Source organism: Asanoa hainanensis, assembly GCF_900188485.1.
GTDB classification, from domain to species: domain Bacteria; phylum Actinomycetota; class Actinomycetes; order Mycobacteriales; family Micromonosporaceae; genus Asanoa; species Asanoa hainanensis.
Genome location: NZ_FZPH01000006.1, coordinates 270,183 through 286,247 on the forward strand (window position 1 = coordinate 270,183; position 16,065 = coordinate 286,247).

16 protein-coding genes are annotated in these 16,065 nt (G+C 71.0%); 10 read left to right on the top strand and 6 right to left on the bottom strand.

What is annotated here, in order from left to right:
* The first annotated feature begins 69 nt into the window (after positions 1-69).
* The 3 genes from eccB (at position 70) to CHC05_RS17470 (ending at position 3,306) form a co-directional block, all read left to right on the top strand.
* Complete coding sequence (eccB, locus tag CHC05_RS17460) at positions 70-1,476, top strand: type VII secretion protein EccB (protein WP_089250020.1); 1,407 nt, start codon at positions 70-72, stop codon at positions 1,474-1,476.
* Positions 1,477-1,610: 134 nt separating this feature from the next.
* On the top strand, positions 1,611-1,973 hold the full coding sequence (locus CHC05_RS17465) for a hypothetical protein (protein WP_089250022.1): 363 nt from the start codon (positions 1,611-1,613) through the stop codon (positions 1,971-1,973).
* Positions 1,966-3,306 carry a hypothetical protein gene (locus CHC05_RS17470; protein ID WP_089250024.1) on the top strand — a complete coding sequence of 447 codons (1,341 nt, stop codon included), beginning with the start codon at positions 1,966-1,968 and terminating at the stop codon, positions 3,304-3,306. The genes CHC05_RS17465 and CHC05_RS17470 overlap by 8 nt, the downstream gene beginning before the upstream one ends.
* A 313-nt stretch (positions 3,307-3,619) precedes the next feature.
* Here CHC05_RS17470 and CHC05_RS17475 read toward each other — a convergent pair whose 3' ends face one another.
* The 3 genes from CHC05_RS17475 to CHC05_RS17485 form a co-directional block, all read right to left on the bottom strand.
* Positions 3,620-4,660: a COG1470 family protein gene (locus CHC05_RS17475; protein ID WP_089250026.1), complete on the bottom strand. Its 1,041-nt coding sequence runs from the start codon at positions 4,658-4,660 to the stop codon at positions 3,620-3,622.
* Positions 4,661-4,738: 78 nt separating this feature from the next.
* Positions 4,739-6,691, bottom strand: a complete 1,953-nt coding sequence (locus tag CHC05_RS17480) for a purple acid phosphatase family protein (RefSeq protein WP_089250028.1) — start codon at positions 6,689-6,691, stop codon at positions 4,739-4,741.
* Positions 6,692-6,815: 124 nt separating this feature from the next.
* The gene (locus CHC05_RS17485) at positions 6,816-8,021 is read right to left on the bottom strand and encodes a HupE/UreJ family protein (protein WP_089250030.1); all 1,206 of its coding nucleotides are present in this window, start codon (positions 8,019-8,021) and stop codon (positions 6,816-6,818) included.
* Between the two features lie 129 nt (positions 8,022-8,150).
* Between CHC05_RS17485 and CHC05_RS17490 the strand changes: the two genes are divergently transcribed.
* The 5 genes from CHC05_RS17490 (at position 8,151) to CHC05_RS17505 (ending at position 11,494) form a co-directional block, all read left to right on the top strand.
* The gene (locus CHC05_RS17490) at positions 8,151-8,831 is read left to right on the top strand and encodes a type 1 periplasmic-binding domain-containing protein (protein ID WP_089250032.1); all 681 of its coding nucleotides are present in this window, start codon (positions 8,151-8,153) and stop codon (positions 8,829-8,831) included.
* Between the two features lie 29 nt (positions 8,832-8,860).
* Complete coding sequence (locus CHC05_RS17495; RefSeq protein ID WP_179266234.1) at positions 8,861-9,985, top strand: ATP-dependent DNA ligase; 1,125 nt, start codon at positions 8,861-8,863, stop codon at positions 9,983-9,985.
* A gap of 140 nt (positions 9,986-10,125) precedes the next feature.
* Entirely contained in the window at positions 10,126-10,950 is an 825-nt protein-coding gene (locus CHC05_RS17500) for a DUF998 domain-containing protein (protein ID WP_089250036.1), read from the top strand.
* Positions 10,951-11,039: 89 nt separating this feature from the next.
* On the top strand, positions 11,040-11,216 hold the full coding sequence (locus tag CHC05_RS41515) for a hypothetical protein (RefSeq protein WP_179266235.1): 177 nt from the start codon (positions 11,040-11,042) through the stop codon (positions 11,214-11,216).
* A gap of 68 nt (positions 11,217-11,284) precedes the next feature.
* Positions 11,285-11,494: a hypothetical protein gene (locus tag CHC05_RS17505; RefSeq protein ID WP_089250038.1), complete on the top strand. Its 210-nt coding sequence runs from the start codon at positions 11,285-11,287 to the stop codon at positions 11,492-11,494.
* Between the two features lie 35 nt (positions 11,495-11,529).
* On the opposite strand, the gene CHC05_RS17510 is transcribed toward CHC05_RS17505, so the two are convergent.
* The gene (locus CHC05_RS17510) at positions 11,530-12,378 is read right to left on the bottom strand and encodes an LLM class flavin-dependent oxidoreductase (protein ID WP_179266236.1); all 849 of its coding nucleotides are present in this window, start codon (positions 12,376-12,378) and stop codon (positions 11,530-11,532) included.
* Positions 12,379-12,438: 60 nt separating this feature from the next.
* Here CHC05_RS17510 and CHC05_RS17515 point away from each other — a divergent pair, with 60 nt between their 5' ends.
* Positions 12,439-12,939: a VOC family protein gene (locus CHC05_RS17515; protein WP_179266237.1), complete on the top strand. Its 501-nt coding sequence runs from the start codon at positions 12,439-12,441 to the stop codon at positions 12,937-12,939.
* On the opposite strand, the gene CHC05_RS17520 is transcribed toward CHC05_RS17515, so the two are convergent.
* Positions 12,869-13,864 carry a cobalamin B12-binding domain-containing protein gene (locus CHC05_RS17520; protein ID WP_089250042.1) on the bottom strand — a complete coding sequence of 332 codons (996 nt, stop codon included), beginning with the start codon at positions 13,862-13,864 and terminating at the stop codon, positions 12,869-12,871. The genes CHC05_RS17515 and CHC05_RS17520 overlap by 71 nt on opposite strands.
* Entirely contained in the window at positions 13,861-15,540 is a 1,680-nt protein-coding gene (locus tag CHC05_RS17525; protein WP_245870956.1) for a PP2C family protein-serine/threonine phosphatase, read from the bottom strand. The genes CHC05_RS17520 and CHC05_RS17525 overlap by 4 nt, the downstream gene beginning before the upstream one ends.
* Before the next feature lie 151 nt (positions 15,541-15,691).
* Here CHC05_RS17525 and CHC05_RS17530 point away from each other — a divergent pair, with 151 nt between their 5' ends.
* Positions 15,692-16,039: an STAS domain-containing protein gene (locus CHC05_RS17530; protein WP_245870958.1), complete on the top strand. Its 348-nt coding sequence runs from the start codon at positions 15,692-15,694 to the stop codon at positions 16,037-16,039.
* The last annotated feature ends 26 nt before the right edge of the window (positions 16,040-16,065 follow it).

A 16,065-nucleotide genomic window follows, 5' to 3' on the forward strand; every position in this document is an offset into this window, starting at 1 on the left:
CGACGAGTCACCTATCGTAGGGTGGCCGCGTCGCGGGCAGCGGAGCGCGATGCCGTTTGGAGGGTCGTCATGCGCAGCCGGCAGGAACAGGTGCAGGCGCACCGGTTCATCACGCGGCGCATCGTGTCGGGCCTGCTCAGCGGCGAGCCGGAGACCACGGACCTGCCGATGCGCCGATTCGGTCTGGCGTTGTTCGGCAGCGTCATGGTCGCCGCGATCGTGTTCGCGATCGTCGGTGTGATCGGTCTGGTCAACCCCGGTGGCGGCAAGCCGGCGAGCGGCGAGCTGATCATCATGCGGGAGACCGGCGCGCGGTACGTGCTGGCCGACAACACGTTGTACCCGGTGCTCAACTGGACCTCGGCGCTGCTGTTCGCCGGCACCGAGAAGCCCGCGATGCGACAGATGTCGCGCGACTCGCTTTCCGCGTACGCGGTGGGCGAGCCGATCGGTATCGTCGGTGCTCCCGACCCGCCGCCGGACCGCGGCTCGTTGTTGCGGTTGCCGTGGAGCGTGTGCAGCACGCCGCCGCAGGGTGCCGGCGCGCCGACGACGACGGTGTTCGTCGGGCGCGAACCGGCTGGTGGCACGTCCCTGGGCACCGACGCGGCGCTGTTGCTGAGCACGCCGGCCGACGACAGCGGGCCGGTCGCGACCTACCTGGTGCTGGGCGACCGGCGTTACAAGGTGGTCGACGAGACGACGTTGACGGCGTTGGAGCTGGCCGCGGTCACGCCTGTGGTCGTCGGCAAGGCGCTGCTGAACGGGATCTCCGCCGGCCCTGACCTGCGGCGGCCGCAGATCGAGGACGCCGGGCAGACGAGCCCGCGCGAGGTCGCCGGCGACAGCGGTGAGATCGGTCAGGTCTATCGGAACGGATCGCAGCGGTACGTGTTGACCCGCGACGGGCTCGTGACCATCGGGTCGGTGTCGGCGAAGCTGTTGCTCGCCGACGACCCGCGGGAGATCGAGATCTCGGCTGCCGAGGCCGCTTCGGCGCTGGTCCGGGGTGCGACGGTGGAGCCGAAGGACTTCCCGGCCACGTTGCCGGCGATCCCTTCTGGGCAGGGCGTGGATCCGATGCTGTGCGCGGTGCACAACGGCACGTCGGCGGGTGGGGTCACGGCGCAGGTGCGGCGGTATTCGGTCGCGCCCGCGGTGGTTGGCGCTTCGGCTGCCGGAGCCGGCCGGGACGGTGTGGGCACGGCCGACCGGGTGGTCGTGGCGAGCGGCAAGGGCGCGCTGGTCCGGGCCGAGCCGGCGCCGGGTGTCAACGCGGACACGACGGCGTACCTGGTCACGGACCAGGGCTACAAGTATCCGTTGCGGACCGACGGCGAGGTCAACGCGGCGGTCGCGCTCGGATACAGCGGCGTGGATCCCCTGCCGGTGCCGATGACGCTGCTGTCTCTGCTGCCCAACGGGCCCATGTTGGACCCGGGCGCGGCGAAGAACTTCGTCCGACCGGCGGGATGATCAGCGCGTACGGCGTGGTGACGGGTCGAAAAGTGTCGCTGCCTCGCGCTAGTCTCGACTGTGGACGTGAAGTGAGCAGGCAGCCGGCGATCCCGATTTTCGGGGTCACCCAGACAAGACTGGACATCTGATCGATGGGGAACGAACAGACCAAGGTCGACATTCTCTCGCTGGAAGACTTCCGTCGAGCCCTCAACGCCCGCCTGACCGAGGCAGAGACGCTGCTCAAGACGGTGACCGGCTCCGCAGCCGCGCGACCGCCGCTTGGCGCGTTCGTCGACGCCAAGCGGATCACCGACGCCCATGACACCCGACAGGACGAGCAGGCCACCCGGGTACGGCGACTGATCGAGGCGATCCGCGCGGCGCAGTCGGCGACCGACACGATCATCAGCAACTACCGCACGACCGAGGCGCGCAACACCGCCAACTCGGCCGACATCGCCAACGTCCTCGGCGGCGTGCAGAAGGCACTGGGGGGTTCCAGCAATGGGTGACGCGGGCCGCTACTCGGGGATGAGCCACCGCGAGCTCTACGACCAGCTGTTCGCCGGCAACCCGTGCGTCATCGAGAACACCGTCGCCGCGTGGAAGTCCGCCGAACGCCAGGCCGACACGCTGGCGGGCGCGGTCGACCGCGACCTCGACCGGGTCATCGCCGGTTGGGAAGGCGCCGCCGGCGCGGAGTTCCACGAGCGGATCGGCAAGATCTCTACCTATTCGCGCGAGCTCTCCGGCAACTTCCTGGCCACGCACTCGGGCCTGAGTCAGATGAGTGCCGCGCTCGCCGACGCGCAGGCCAAGGCCGAGACGCCCGAAGAGCACGACGACAACGACAAGATGGTCAGCGGCGCCCTCGACGGCGCGGCCAAGGGCGCGCTCCTCGGCCCGGCCGGCGCGGTCGGTGGCCTGCTGGTCGGTGGCATCTTCGGCCACAACCAGGACGAGGAAGAGAAGGAACGCGCCCGCGAGCGGATGGCGGTCCTGGTCGCCGGCGTCGCCACCCAATATGAGGTGGCCGACCAGGGTGACTGGCGGCCGTTCACGCCGCCGCCGACCGGCCTGCCCGAGGGCGACCCCAACACGAGCCACACACCGTCCGGCGGGCCGCGGGTCGGTTCGCCGTCGATGGACCCGGGCACCGGGCCTGGTGGCTACGCCCGCACCGACACGGTCAACACCCCGGGGCATGTCGCCGCTGACCCCGGTTGGGCCGGCGGCCCGCCGACCACCGGCACCGGCACGGTCGGCGACGGCACGCAGACGGGCGGCTCGCAGCTATCCAGCGGCGGCGACGGCGCGCTCGCGGCCGGCGTGGTCGGCATCGGCGCCGTCGGCGCGGTGGGTGGCCTGGGCGGCACCCCGGGCGGGCCTGGCACGGTGGGCACCGGGCTGACCTCCGGCGGGCTGCCGCCGGGCGGCGTCCTGGGCTCGCCGGGCAGCGGCACCGTGACCAGCGGCTCGCCCACGTCGGCGGCGTCCGCCAACACCAAGGGCGGCAACACGGTCAAGCCCACGACCGGTTCCGGGCAGGCGGCGACGGGCCAGCGCGGCGGCGCGCCTCGCTCCGGCGGGGTCAGCGGCAGCCAGGCAGCGTCCGGGCGTCCGGGTGGCGGCGGCAACAGCGCGGCCGGGCCCCGCAACGGGTCGACGGCGCCGGGCGCCGACGGCCGCACCGCGGCGGCGAACCGCTCGCAGGCGGCAGGAGCGGGCCGCACCAACCAGACCGACGAGGAAGAGTCGAACGAGCACAGCACCTGGCTAACAGAAGACGACCTGGTCTGGCGCGACGCGAACGACCCACCCCCGCCGGTCCTAGGCGGCCAGTAGCCGGCAACGCTTGGCCCCGCCCCGCGCTTCGTGCCCGGCAGGCGGGGGCGCGGCGCCCGTGCGCGGCTTGCCGCAGATGCCGGGCGCGGCGCTTCGCCCGCGAGCGCACGCGGACGGGCGGGGCGGTTCGTGCCGGCCTCGCGCGGACGCCAAACGCGCGCGTCGAGCCCGCCTTGCGCGCACGCCCGACGCGGCGCTTCGCACGCGCACGCGGACCGGCAGGCTGGCGCGCACCCGCCTTGCGCCGACGCCGGATGCAGCGGCGGGCGCCGAGCGCCGTGGGCGCTGGCGCCCGCGCTGGGCAGCTCTCGCGTCAGCTCGTTGACGCGCTCTTCATGCGGATTGCCTGCTCGACGGCCTTCTCCACGCGGGCGTCCTCACGGGCCTTGCGCTGGGCGCGGCCGCGGCGGGTGAGCACCACGATCGCGATCACGACCGCGATGAGCACCACCACGAACAACAACAGCGTCCACGGTACGGCCCAGCCGTGGGTGGTCGCCGCGATCGTGTCCAGCGGCGTAGTAGACCCCGACGCGTCCGTGATCAGCGGCGTCAGAGTCGCGGTGGCGGACAGCCGGAGGGCGGGCGCGACCCCGTGCACCGGCACGGTCACCGTCCAGCTTTCACCCGGCATCAGTTCCGGCGCCGCCGGCACCTCGCCCGAAGTCGCCCGCAGCCAGCCGAACGGCCCCGACAGCGACACGGCCTGCTTCGCCGACTCGAGAGCGTTGCCCGTGTTGTGGATCGTGTACGTCACCGTCGCGTCGCCCTTGGCGAAAGGGTTCCCGGAGCCCGCGTACGACACCTTCAGGTTCTCGATCGCGAGTTGCGGGGTGAGGTCGCCGCCGACGCGCAGCTTGACCCGGATGCCCAGGCGCCGCTCGACGTTGATGCCTTGCTCCTGGTCGGGCTGCGTCAGTGAGGTGACGACGCCGCCGACGTAGTCGCCCGGCGTCGCGTTGGCCGGCACCGCGACCGTGAACGGCACGTCGACGGACTTTCCAGGTTGGATGGTCACCCGCTCGCTGCCGGCTCGCAGCCAGACGCCGATGGCCTTCGACTTCTTGTCCGTCGTGAGCAGGTCGAGCTGGCCGGTCTTGGTGGTGTAGCCGTCGGCCGCGTACACGGCCAGGTCCAGTGCGGTCTTGCCGTGGTTGGCCACGACCATCGTGTCATCGACCTTGCCGCCGGGATTGACGGCATAACTAAAGCTGGATCGGTCGGCACCGAAGCTGTTCGACGCGGTCCGGACCGTCCATGCCACATCGCCGTCGGCTGCTCGGGCGGGGCTTGCGACCAGGCCGGTGGTGGTCAGGACGGCGGCCAGCGCCAGGAGAGTACGAAACGCGCGCATGTGAGGTCCTCGAAGAAGAAGTGGGGGGCAGGCGCCCGAAAACGACGAGCGCCTGCCCCGCCAGTCAAACGTCGACGGTCAGCTGCTCAGAGCGGTGATCGTCAGGGTGGCGCGGTAGCCGCCCTTCTCGACGGTGCCCGGGATCTTCAGATCCAGGTCGGCGCCGAGCTTGGCGGTGCCACGCGGGTGGCCCTGCTCGCCCCAGCCGAGGCCGCGCGAGACGGACAGGCCCTGGCCGTGGTCGTCGTACGCGGACGGCACGGACCCGCTGGCCTGCGCACCGGCGCCGGCGTCGAGCACGTAGGGCGTCCAACCGAGGTAGCTACCCGAGAACGACTTGTCGGCGTCCCGGAAGTCACCGACGCTGGCCGAGATCGACCACGGCGCCAGCGAGCGGCGGCTGTCCGACACCAGGATCGGGTTGATCTTGCCAGCGGCCTCGAAGTAGTCACCGTTGTGCTCGACAGCGGTGCCGAGGTCGACCAGGCCGTTGTAGCCGTCGATCGTCCAGCCGAACTCACCCGGGGCGGCGTTGGGCACGTCGACCTGGATGTTCTGACCGTCACCGTTGTACGGGTGCACGGTCACCTTGTCGACAATGGAACCGACCGGCTGGTCCGTGGTGGTGTTGGTGCACCAGCTGCCGTGCTCGACGGCCGCGTTCGGAGCCAGGCAGGTGCCGCTGCGGATGTTCGCCACGACCAGCTTGTCGCTGCGCACCTCGACCTTGACGTAGCTGCGGACGTGCTCCTGGTTCTGCACCGAGTTGTACCAGTAGTTGTTCGGGTTCAGCGGGTCAGCACCGTTGCCGGCGCCGCTCGTACCACTGTTGTCGGGCTTGGTGATGTCGTAGTACTTCGAGCCCGACGCCGAGTTGCCCGTGACGTACAGGACGCCACCCGGACCCGCGTACACGTCGGCGGCACCCGGCTGCTCGTCCGGGTTGGCCTTCGCGCCGTTCTTGTTGAGGTAGCTACGCGAATAGCTGTGGTCGTGGCCCTGGAGCACCAGGTCGACACCGAGCTTCGAGAAGGTCGTCGGGAAGTCGACCCGGCGAAGCTTGTTGTCGCCGTCCTTGGCGTGGTCGGCCGGCGAGTAGATCGCGTGGTGGTAGACGAGCACCTTCCACTTGGCCTCGGCGCCGTGCTGGTTGATCACGTCGGTGACGTAGTTGATGTGCGCGGCGTCGCCGCCGCCACCCTGCGCGGTCGCGTAGCTGTTGCTGTTCAGGTCGATGTACAGAACATCCTTGTAGATGTACCAGTAGTCACCGCCCGAGGTGTTCGACGCCGGGTTGCCGTTGGCGTAGTACGGGCCCGAGCGGTCCGTGTTCGGCGTGAACAGGTGCTGCTCGTAGGCCTTGCCGCCGACGTCGTGGTTACCGATGGTGGCGGCCCACGGGTACTGGCGCAGCTTGTCGGGAGCCAGGAAGGCGTTCCACTGCGACTCGGTGTTGGCGGTCTCGACCTGGTCGCCACCGGACACCAGCAGTTCGGCGTTCGGGTTGGCGGCCGTTGCCACGTCGAGCGTGTCCTGCCAGCCGGCCTGGTCCTTGGCGACCTCACCGGAGGCGCCGATCTGCGGGTCGCCGAAGAACAGGAAGTCGAAGTCGCCCTCGAAGTCCTGGGTCTTGAACGCGTACGTCGCGGACCAACTGCCTTCGGCGCCGACCCGGTACGAGTAGGCGGTGTTCTCCTTCAGGCCGGTGATCGTCGCGTGGCGGTTGAAGCCGCCGCTGGTCGCGATGTTGGCCCCACCGATGGCGGCGAAGGTCGCCGCGGTCGACGGGAACTCACCGTTGGACAGCTCGGCGGTCGGCGCGAGCTGGATCTGCTGTGCGGTGTCGGTCGACGAGTACCAGGTCACGATGCGCTGGGACTCGTTGGCACCGACACCGAGGATGACGGCGGTGACGCTGGTGCCGTCGGCGGCGCTGGCCGGGCTGGCCAGGCCACTGCCCAGGGCGATGGCAAGCCCCAGGCACGTCGCGGTGGCTCCGGCAGCCAACCGCGGCGAGATACGAGATCTCATGGATTCCTTACTTCCCAGGTAGTGGGGTACGGGGTACGGCAATCAAGCTGTTCTGGACCCGTGAACCGACCATGAACCTGGCTGATACAGGTAGTGGCCCTTACCCGAAGGCCTAAGCGGACTCTTAAGAGCCGGACACCCGCTCGACGAACCAGATCAGTCCCATCGCGGACACACCTGCGGAAACCACACCCGAGACCCACAGCCCCGCCCGGGGCGACCGGCGGCGCAACACCATCAGCAGCGGGAACACGGCGGCGATGAGGGCGAGTTGAACGACCTCGATGCCGACGTTGAAGACCAGCAGCGACCACAGCAGGGTCCAGGACCAGGCTTCGTCGATGCCCAACGCGCCGGCGAAGCCGAGGCCGTGCACGAGACCGAACCCGAACACGACCGCGAGCCGGCCCCAGCCCGAGCGGTCCAGCGCGAAGTGGCCGCCGTCGGGCGACGCGAGCTCCATGGCGTGGTCGCCGCGCCGCCAGAGCCGCCACAGGTACCAGCCGGCGACCACCGCGATCGACAGCGCGATGATCGGCTCGACCACCCGCGGCGGCACGTCGACCACACCGAGGGCGGCCAGGATGAACGTCACCGAATGCGCGAGGGTGAAGCTGGTGGCGGCGAGCACGATCTCGCGCGGTCGCCGCGATCCGACGATCAGGGCCAGCAGGAACAGGATGTGGTCGATCCCGCCGAGCAGGTGTTCGGCGCCGAGCCGGAAGAACTCCCAGAAGCGCTGGTACGCGGCCTGGCCGGTGGAGAACGACGGGTGCGCGGCGTCCAGCGCGGCGCTGCCGGAGCGGCCGTCGATCACGTACGTGACGATGGTCTTGGTGCCCTTGACGTAACCCTCGGAATCGGGGAAGAGCCCGCTGTGCAGTTCGCGGCCGGCGAGCCGGCTCGGACACGTCCAATCCAGGACCATGTCGGCGTACGGCACGCCCTCCTGCTCGCCGAGCGCGAAGTCCCCGGCCACGGCCGGCGTGCACCCCTCGATGGTGAAGCGGTCGGTGACGTACCCCATCACCGAGTCTTGGTGTCCGTTGATCGCCGCGAGCTCCGCGGCACTGTCGCCGGCATCGAACGCCGCGGTGCCGGCCCGGAAGAGCGGGTCGTCGTGGCGGAAGTCGGCCGTGGACACGACGAGCAGGTCGTATTCGAGCTCGAGCTTCGTGCGCAGGTGAGCGTCGCCGTCCGAGGTGAGGGTGACGTAGACCGTTGACGAGAACCCGTGTGCGGCGGCCGGGCCGGCGACCAGGAGTCCAGCGGTCACGGCGACCAGACCGAGCAGGGTGGCGACGACGATCTGGCGGATACGCGCTGGCATGTGGCTCCTTCTCCTGGCCAGTGCACGTTGCACGCGGCAGGTGAACGGGAGTCGGCGCACGGGCTAAAGACTGGAGACAACCTGGTCAGCAGGGGTACGGCCAGCGCGGGCTGCGGTAGGAATGAGCCCGTGCGCCCCTTGATCCGGGCCGTAGCCACGCTCGCCGCGACCGCCGCACTGGTCACCGGGTGCGGCTCCGGCGACGACTGGTCCCAACCCCGCCCGATGCCCGCCCCCGTGGGCACGCTCGGCCCGGGGTTCACCGACCCGACCGCGCCGCCGACCCCGGAGGGCACCGTCCGACCCCGGCCGGGCTCGTGGGACGGCGTGCACCCGCCGGAGGGTTTCCGGGTGGTGCTGCTCACCGCCGGGTCTGACGCTCCGACCCACGCGCTGGTGGCAGCGGTGCGGAGCTGGGCTGACGAGGAGAAGGTCGACCTGCGTACGGTCGATGCCGGCACCGCCCATGACCTGGTGCCCAGCATCACTCGCGCGCTGGATATGGGGCCGGACCTGATCGTGAGCGCCGGCAACAACCTGATCGACCCGCTGGCCCTGGTCACCGCGAGCCACCTCGCGCAGCAGTTCCTCGTCGTGGGCGCGGAGCTCGCCGAGCCCACCCACAACGTCACCGCGGTGGACTGGGCCGGTGCCTCGTTCCGAGGCGAAGGGCTGGGGATGTCGTCGACCTACGACGCGGCCTCGTTCACCGCCGACCGCTGTGCGGCCGCCGTCCGGGCCGGCGTGGCGGCGGTGTTGAGCGATCTGACCGGAATCGTGGTCTGGCTCGACGACGGAACGGCACCGTAACTGTCGGTGGGGCGCGACAGAATGGGTTCGTGCAGCTGCCTGTGATGCCACCCGTGCAGCCGATGCTGGCCAAGTCGGTGCTGGAGATCCCGGCCGACCGGTTCTACGAGCCCAAGTGGGACGGCTTCCGGTCGATCGTGTTCCGCGACGGTGACGAGGTCGAGGTCGGCAGCCGCAACGAGCGGCCGATGACGCGCTACTTCCCCGAGATCGTCGCGGCGGTCAAGGAGAGCCTGCCGCCGCGGTGCGTGGTCGACGGCGAGATCGTCATCGCCAGCACCGACACCCAGGGTCTCGACTTCGGTGCCCTCCAGCTGCGGCTGCACCCGGCGGCGAGCCGGGTCCGGCTGCTGGCCGAGCATACGCCGGCCAGCTTCATCGCGTTCGATCTGCTTGCTTTGGGCGACGAGGACTACACCGAGCGGCCGTTCTCGGAGCGGCGGGCGGCGCTCGAGCAGGCCCTGCGCTTTGCCCGGCCGCCGGTGCACCTCACCCCGATCACGACCGACCCGGCTGTCGCGCGGCAGTGGTTCGAGCTGTTCGAGGGCGCTGGGCTCGACGGGTTGGTCGCCAAGAGCTTCGACGAGACCTACCAGCCCAACAAGCGGGTGATGGCGAAGATCAAGCATGTCCGCACCGCTGACTGCGTGGTCGCCGGCTACCGCGTGCACAAGACGGAGTCCGACGCGATCGGGTCGCTGCTGCTCGGCCTCTACGACGACCCGGCCAACCCTCGGCTTCCCGCGGCCTGGCGGGAACACAGCGGCGGCACCAACCTCAGCTCCGTCGGGGTGATCGGCGCGTTCCCGATGGCTCGCCGCAAGGAGCTGTTCGTCGAGCTGCAGCCCTTGGTCACCGACTTCGCTGACCACCCGTGGAACTGGGCCGCGGCGTTCGAGGGTGCCTCCGACAACCGGCGCGACGCCAGTCGGTGGAACCCTGAGAAGGACCTGTCGTTCGTGCCGCTGCGACCCGAGCGGGTGGTCGAGGTCCGCTACGACCATCTGGAGGGGCACCGCTTCCGGCACACGGCGCAGTTCGTCCGGTGGCGGCCGGACCGCACGCCGGAGTCCTGCGGCTACGACCAGCTCGAAACGCCCGTACGCTTCGATGTGGCCGATGTTCTTGCAGGCAGGATCGCGCCGGAGGCGTAGCCACCCGGGTTGGCGGTGGGGTTTTCCCGACCCTGAGTGGTAGGCCCGTGCAATCCCCCCAGTTTTCGGGCAACAATCCGAGGGGTCCGCCAGGGCGCTTCCCGATGTCGGGAAAACGCCCAGGCCGGAAGCCTTGAGGCATGAACAAAGCCCGCGCTTACGGATCCGTGTCCATCGTCGGACTGCTGACCGCTGTCGTGGCGACGGTCGTCGGACACATCGGACTCGGCCCGGGATACGACCCCCTGAAACTGACCATCAGCGACTACGCACTGTCCAACCGGGGCGTGACGATCGAGATCGCGATGGTCGCCCTCGCGATCGGCGCGCCCGCCCTGCTCGCGGGTCTCCGCGCGGTGGGGGTGGCCATCCGGGGGCTGCCGACGTTCCTGCTGTCGATCTGGTCCGTGGGCCTGTTGATCGCCGCGATCATCCCGACGGACCCGCCGTCGGTGACGACCATGTCTAACGCAGCACTGATCCACCGGTACGCGTCGGTGGCCGCGTTCGTCGCCCTGCCGATCGCGGCGGCGGTGCTCGCGGCCCGCTTCACCGGGATGGGCAAGCGCCTGACCTCGACCGTGCGCAGCCTGTGCGTCACGTGCGCGGTGGGGGTAGGCCTGCTCTGGTACGTCGCCTTCCCCGGCGGCCGCGTGATGATGGGCCTGGTCGAGCGCAGCCTGGTCCTGGCCGAGATCGCCATCCTGGCCGTCCTCTCGATCGGCGTCTTCCGCGCGAGCCGGGTCGCGAAGCCGGCCACCGCGGCTCCGCTGGCGACCGGACCCGTGGACGCCTACGCGGCGACCCGCCCCGACCCGGCCACCTGGCCCACGATGATCAGCAGCACGACCCTGGCCCGGGCCGCGACCCCGCAAGCGTTCCCGGCCACTGCTCAGGCTGTCGGGGTAGCCTCTGCCGCCGACGCGGTCAGCCCGCTCGCGGGTGCCGGCCCGCGACACCGCTGACCGAAGCGGGCGGGTTTGCGCCCGCCCGCTCGGCTCGCGCTGGTCGGCGATGTTGACCAGCGCGAGCCGACGCCTACACGGAGAACAACGTGAGCATGCCGACGCGGGAATACGTTGGCTTCATCTGGATCGAAGACCAGCCCGGTGTTCGTTTGCGCATTGTTGCCGAGTCTCTCGACGAGGCAAGGTCTCGCGTCGTCGAAGAGTACGGAGACGGGCACCTCATCTCCATCTGGAACGAGGAAGATGCGTCGAGCACCCGTTAGGGCGAGGCCGGTGAAGGACCCTGGCCGGCCTGGTTAGCAGGCCCCGGCGCCGGGGTAGGTCGAAAGACATGACCGACGACCGCGCTAAGTCTCGTGCTGAGCATCCGCTGCCCGAAGAGGAAGCGGTCGGTAGCGACGACTTTCAGGACCAATCTGAAGCGATCTTGATGGAATCGGACATCCGGGAGAATGAGCCCGAGGCCACCAGAGACGCCGTGCAACGGGGCGAGGATCCGGAAGAGGTCGAACGCCGGACCTCCGAAGAGGCAGCCGAATAGCGAAGATCCCGGCGTTCCCGCCGGGATCTTTCGCGTCAGGGCCGCAGCGGTGGCTGGGACACCGCCGCCCGCATCTCGTCCGGCGGGCCCGGCGGCACCCACTCCATCCACCAGGTGGCTCCCGCCTCCGCGACCGCGGCCACGTGCAGCCGCTCGGCGGACCAGTCCGTCCGGCGCCGGCGGCCACCGACGACAAGATCGAAACCCTCCAGCGAGCCGCGCTCTGCCCGTACCGTGTCCAAGATCGAGACCACCTGCACCGCGGACAGTTCCTCCTCCGCGTCCGCGTAGCGGTCGGTGGACGAGTGCCGGTACGGCAGGAACCCGTCGTGCCGGGCCGCCCGCCGCACCCCCGCCCGGCCGGGCCAGCCGCCGCCGATCCAGATCGGCACCCGTACCCGCTCGAATCGCACGTCGTCGACCTGGAAGTGGGCGCCCGCGAAGCTGAACCGCTCGCCGGCGAACAACCCCACCAGGATCCGCAGCGACTCGTCCAGCAACGAAGCCCGGGTGCGCGGGTCGGAGACGCCACCGAACCGGCGGTACGCGTCGTCGTTGGGATCGCCCACGCCCAGTCCGAGCACCACCCGGCCGCCGCTGAGCTGGTCGAGTGTGCTGACCCGCCGGGCCAGCTCCCACGGCAGATGCCGGGCGCCACCGGTAACGGTCGTGCCGAGCCGCACCGACGACGTGGCGCCGGCCATCGCGGCCAGGGCGACCCACACGTCGGCGGTCGGGCAGTCCGGTTCCGCGTGGTAGACCAGGTAGTCCTCCAGGAACACGCCGTCCCAGCCGGCGTCCTCGGCGCGGCGGGCGAGTTCGGCGAGCAGGCGGGGGTCGGCGCAGGCGGCACCACAGGGCAGTTCGAGTCCGAATGACGTCACGGTTGACGGCTGTACCCAGATTTGACCCTCACGTAGCGGCAGCCCTTAACGTCACGGAGCATGACCGAGCCGACACTCGACACCGGTATCACCACCGACCTCTACCCGATGCCCGCGTTCCTGACGATCGAAGCGTCCAATCTGGAGCGTACGGTCGACTTCTTCGTCAACGGCCTCGACTTCGTCAGTCTGTTCACCCTGCCCGGCCCGGACGGCGGGCCGATGCTGGTGCACCTGCGGCGGTGGCGCTACCAGGACATCCTGGTGCGGCGCGGCGATCCGCAGCCGGGCACGGGGTGGAGCATCAGCTTCGCCGCGGAAGCCGAGGAGCTGCCGGCGCTGGCGTTGCAGGCACCAGGCACAGTGGACGGACCGACCGACACCCCCTGGAACACGCGCGACCTGACCGTCACCGACCCGGACGGCTACCGGATCGTGTTCACCGCCCGCCGCCCGGCAGGCGAACGGGACGAGGCGTTCAGCGACGAGATCAGGCGGCTGGCCGCAGAGCAAGCAGGAAACGGTGCGCCCGGGGAAAGTCGCGGAGCCGGTCGGCCATGACGTCGAAGGTCAGCGCGACCGTGTGCAGCGGCACGCCGCGGCTGTCCAGCACTTCGCACATCCAGCCCACGAACTCGCCGAACAGGCTGGGGTCGTCGACGTACACGGCGGCCGCCAGCGCGTCGACGATGTAGCCGAGGTCCGCGACCGTCGCGTCGACCTGCGTGGGCGAATAGCGCCCCAGGTCGAGGCGATCCAGCACCAGGTCGATCAGCTCGACCCGGGCCGCGACCAGCGCGTCATACTCGGTGGCATCGAGCGACAGGGGCGAGGCCGGCGCGTCGAACGCCGGTGTGGCCAGGACCGACGACGCGGCCCGGGCGTCGGTGGCGAAGGCGACGCCGAGCTTGCTCGCCCAGCGCCCGTCGGAGCCGAACCCGCGACCGCCGACGAGCACGGGTACGTCGGTGCGCCGGCACGCCTCGATCGCGCGGAACGCGTGCGGCAGCCGCATCGGCAGCGCGCAGGCCAACAGCACCGCCCGCGGGTCGTGCCGGTGCAGGTAGGAGACCAGGTGCGGCGACGGCACGCTGGCGCCGAGGAAGGTCACGTCCCAGCCGTCGAGCCGCAGCACCTCGGCGACCAGCCGGGCCGGCAGCGCGTGCCATTCACCGTCGAGGCAGGCGACCACGACGCGCTCCCGGGTCGGCCGCGTCCGGACCGTGGTCGCCACGGCGGCGACCACCCGCTCGCTGATGTGCGTGGCCGCGTGTTCCTGCGCGACGCTCCACTCGTTGCGTTGCCACCACTGCCCGACCTGCGCCTGCGCGGGGGCGACGAGCGACAGCAGCACCCGATCGGCCGACACCCCGCAATCCAGCAGCGTCAGGGCGACGTCGATCGCGCCGTTCTCGTCAGCCTCGTCGAGACAGTGCAGGTAGCGCGGGTAGGCGACCTCCAGGACGGGGTCGAGCACCGCGGTCATGGCGCGGGCACCGCATGGAGATGCCGCGCGGGTACGCACGACGCGACCGCCCGGATCGCGAACACCGCGATGTCGTCGTGGTTGCGCCCGCCGAGCCAGTCGCCGATCACCTGCTCGACCCGTTCGGCCAGCGCCGGCGCCGGCATCCGCTGGCAGCCTTCGAGCGCGGCGACGAGGCGGGCGGCACCGAACTGCTCACCGTGTACGCCGCCGCGCGCCTCGGTCACGCCGTCGCTGAACAGCAGGCACGTCTCACCCGGCGCGAGTTGCACGGTGACCGAGGCGATCCGCGGGTCGGGCACCACCCCGACCAGCATGCCGCGCAGGTCGACGGTCTCCACGGCGCCGTCGGCGCGCAGCACGACCGGCGGCAGATGCCCGCCGCTGGCCAGGGTCAGCGAGAGCCCGCCGCCGTGGATCGGGTGGGCCCGGCCGAGCACCATGGTCGCGAAGCGGCCGTGCCCGTGCGCGCGGGTGGTCTCCAGCACGGAGTCGTTGAGCAGGGTGAGCAGCCGGGCCGGGTCCGACTCGATCCGGCGCAGCGCCTGGATTCCCTGCCGGATCTGGCCGGTGAACACAGCGGCGTCGACACCCTTGCCGGACACGTCGCCGAGGTAGAACAGCGCGCTGCCGTCGCTCTGCTCGTGCGCGCCGTAGAAATCGCCGCCGATCCGCAGGGAGCTCTGCGCGGGCCGGTACGCGGCGCCCCACTGCACCCCGCCGACGCGGGGTGGCTCGATGGGCGCGAGGCTGGCCTGCAAGGTCTCGGCGACCTCGGCCTGGTCGCGGTAGAGCACCGCGGCGTCGAGCGCGGCGCCGGCCCGGGCGGCGAAGCCGCGCAGCATCTGCACGTCGTGCTCGTCGAGGTCGGTGTCGCGCACGACGACCAGCGCACCGGTCGGCGACGCGCTGCCGGGCAGCGACGCCACCCGCACGGCGACCGAGCCGGGTTTGCGCGCGCCCAGCCAGCCGACGTCGGCGAGCTGGTCGGCGAGCCAGTCGGCCTCGGAGGGTTCGGTGCCGGCCAGCGCCTGCGCCACCGCCGGCGGCAGCTCGTCGGCGCTCAGGACGCCGCCGTCGACGAGCGCGGGTCCGTCGCCGCCCGCCCGCCACCAGCGGGCGCGGCCGCGCCGCGTCGCCAGCACCACGATGGCGACGTCGCCGAGCGTGGGCACGGCCAGCCGCACCGCAGCCCGCGCCGCCCGGTCCTCGTGCAGCGGGTTGCCGAGCTGCTGGCTGGCGGTAGCCAGGAAACGGGCCCGGCCCCGCTCGGCGAGCAGGGCGTCCGAGCGGGCGATGGCGTCGGTGACGTCCTCCACGTACCAGGCGATGCTCGTGTCTCCGGCGACCGTAAGGTCGACCCGGCGGCAGCGCACCCGGCGCTCGCCGATGGTCAGGTCGCCGGCGGTCAGCGGCGTGACGCCGCAGCCGGCGAAGGTGCGGCCGGCCAAGAGCCCGGGCATCAGGGTGAGCGCGGGCTGGCTGAACTCGCGGATCACGCCGGTCGAGTCGGTGACCACGACGCCTTCGCGGAAGTTGTCGACCAGCGCGGGCTGGCCGGCGGTGGGTGGCGTGCGACGTGGCGCCGAGGGCGCGGTGGCGGGCCTGTCGGGCGTCGCCGTTACCGGGACCTGGCGACCGCCCGACTCCGAACCATCGAGGTCGGCGGTATTCACAAGCGTCGACTACTCCCTGATAAATCGGCCTGGCCAACCCACCCTACGCGCATGTTTGTCATACGGCATGTGTTGGCGGGCCCGGCCACCGCGCGAACTGGCGTGAGCTGCCTTAAAGTGGGTTGTTCGTGACGGCGCGGAGGTGGCAACGGTGAGTCGGCGGGTCCCGGATCAGGTGCCGCTGGTGGTGGAGGTCGAGGACTCGGTGGTCACCGTGCGTGGCGACCTCGACTTCCCGTGCGCCGACATCCTGCGGGTGGCCTTGGCGTCCGCGCTCGACCGCGGCCCGGCCACGCTGACGATCGACGTCGAGCGCCTGACCTTCATCGACAGCACGGGCCTGGCGGTGCTCGTGCACGCATGGCGCCGCGGCCAGGAGGCCGGCGTCCCGGTCACCCTGCGGTCGGTCCCGCGCTTCCTGGCGTCGATCCTCGACATCACCGGCGTGGGCGAATTGCTGGCCCGCCCAGCCGCGGGCGTCGACGCCGTGTCGGCCTGAAATCACTCTCTGCCTGAGCATCACCG